A 2,152-nucleotide genomic window follows, 5' to 3' on the forward strand; every position below is an offset into this window, starting at 1 on the left:
CGCCCCGGCCCCGCCGCGGCATCCGCTCGCCGTGCTCGCCCCGGCCGCGCCGCCCGCCCGCTCGCCCGCTCGGTGCGCCACCCCGCCCGCTCGCCGCGCGGAAATGCATGAGAATCCGACATTCGGCCGCCCAGGCCGGTACATCAGTCGGAATCTCATGCGTTTGCTGCAACCCGCACCGCCGAGGACGCCGGAATGGCGGCGTACGGGCCGCGTCCAGACCAGAGATGCTCGTTCCGCCCCACCAGGGCGAGGATGCCCGCACGTGTCCGCTCCCACTCGTGAACGACCTGCCGGTAGCTGAGTCGGAGGACGAGGTAGCCGCGCGTCACGAGTTCGAAGTCACGTCGCCGATCCTCGTCGAATGCGGTGCCGGTGTGGAACGCTCTCCCGTCGACCTCGATGACGAGCCGGTCGCCGACGAGGATATCCACCCGGCCCACCCCGTCGATGGTGACCTGCGCCCGGTGCCTGATCCTGCGTGAACGAAGGAAGAGCCGGACAGCGGTTTCAATACCCGACTGAGCGTCAGGGTCCGCCCGATCGAGCAGCCGGCGCCTCGACGGCGGCATCCAGTCGCGGATGAGATCGAGATGCTGCAACGTCAGGGTCCCCATGTCCAGCGCCGAGTCGACGGAAGCGATCGCGCTCGCGACATCCGTGCACGCGAACATCTCGGCCAGCGAGACCGTGAGCGGATCGACTGCCCGATCGAACGGGCCACGTCGGCTGTAGTGCACGCAGACGCGGTCGCGGACTCGATCGAGCGGCTGGCTACGGTCGTGCGGCGCGAAGAGTCGTCCGGTCGAGTACCGGACTCGCACGTGAAGACGCGGATCGTCGGCCACCCACAGGCCCCGCACGCGTGCGACCGTCGCTGCGGTCGCCACTCCGCCCACCCGAACCGCCCGCACGACATCTGATGGCGCGTCGGTCGTCGCGAACCAGCCGCTCCGGACGCGAACCACTCCACCGCGTCGGATTGCGCGGTCGACGTCGGCAGAGCTGCATCCGGCAGCATCCAAGGCGGCTCGAGCGACGACGCCGCCCTGCTCGCGTATCACCCGGGTCACCGATTCCACGGAGCCGAGTGTGCCGCCTTCACGGCTCGGGTGGGGACCCGGACTGTGATCTGTGGAGAACCGCGACGGCGTCGGGACGATGGGGCACGACGCATGAAGATCGCGCGAATACCACGCCTCAGGAGCGCAGGAAACGGATTCTCATGCGTTTGCCGAAGATGACGACGCCGCTCCCTGTGGCGGCGGGGCGGACGCGTCAGTTCGTGTTGGCGTAGAGCCACTCGAGCGGGTCGACCTTGGTGCCGTCGACGCCGCCGAGGCGGATCTCGAAGTGCAGGTGCGGGCCCGTCGACATGCCGGTGTTGCCCGTCTTGCCGATGACGTCGGCGACGTGCACGGTGTCGCCGACCTCGAAGCGCCGCGATCCCTCGATCATGTGGGCGTACACGCTCGTCACGAGCTCGCCGTCGATGATGTGGTCGATCATCATAACGACGCCCAGCGACCCGCCCGAGTCGGTCGAGACCGCGACGGTGCCGTCGGCGATCGCCTGGATCTCGGCGCCGTAGCCGGGGTTGAAGTCCTGGCCGCCGTGGTCCTCCGAGCAGCCCGCGCAGTTGCGGTAGCCGAAGTGGTCGCCGATGTGCACGCCGACCGCGAACGGCCACTGGATCGTGCCGGCCGGATTGTTGGTGAAGTCCGCCTCGGCGCGGATGCCGGCGGCCTGCGCGTACTCCTGGATGGTCTGGTGCTCGTAGCCCTCGCGCTCGACGGTCTGCGCGACCACGTTGCCGTCGATCGTCACGCTCTGCCCGCCACGGTCGCCGCCGGCCGCGCTGGCCATGGCCATCGCCTGCACGTCGGCGGGCGAGAGCAGCGAGAGCGACGGGATCGTCGTCGCGACGGCGAGCATCGCCACGAAGCTCATCGCCACCACGCTCGCGATGCGACGGCCGCCGCGCCGCTTCGGCGACGATGCAGGGCCGGATGCCGCGGCGCGCGCCGTGCGGGGGCCCGACGCCTGCGGTGCCGACCGCCGGGTCGGCGCAGCCGCGCCCACGACATCACGACGCGAGACCGGGCCCGCCGGTGCCGGCGACGTGCCGGGAGCACTCCGGTCGGGCGCGGAG

At 70.6% G+C, this 2,152-nt stretch carries 2 protein-coding genes; both read right to left on the bottom strand.

Translation table 11 applies throughout. The annotated features are described in order from the left end of the window. Window positions 1-155: 155 nt before the first annotated feature. On the bottom strand, window positions 156-848 hold the full coding sequence (locus AC1DY2_RS18980) for an endonuclease domain-containing protein (protein WP_476763826.1): 693 nt from the start codon (window positions 846-848) through the stop codon (window positions 156-158). Window positions 849-1,278: 430 nt separating this feature from the next. Next, window positions 1,279-2,152 (bottom strand): M23 family metallopeptidase (locus tag AC1DY2_RS18985; protein ID WP_476763827.1); only part of this gene is annotated, 874 nt, incomplete at its 5' end.

The sequence above is a fragment of the Agromyces sp. P1_H4 genome, assembly GCF_056405255.1.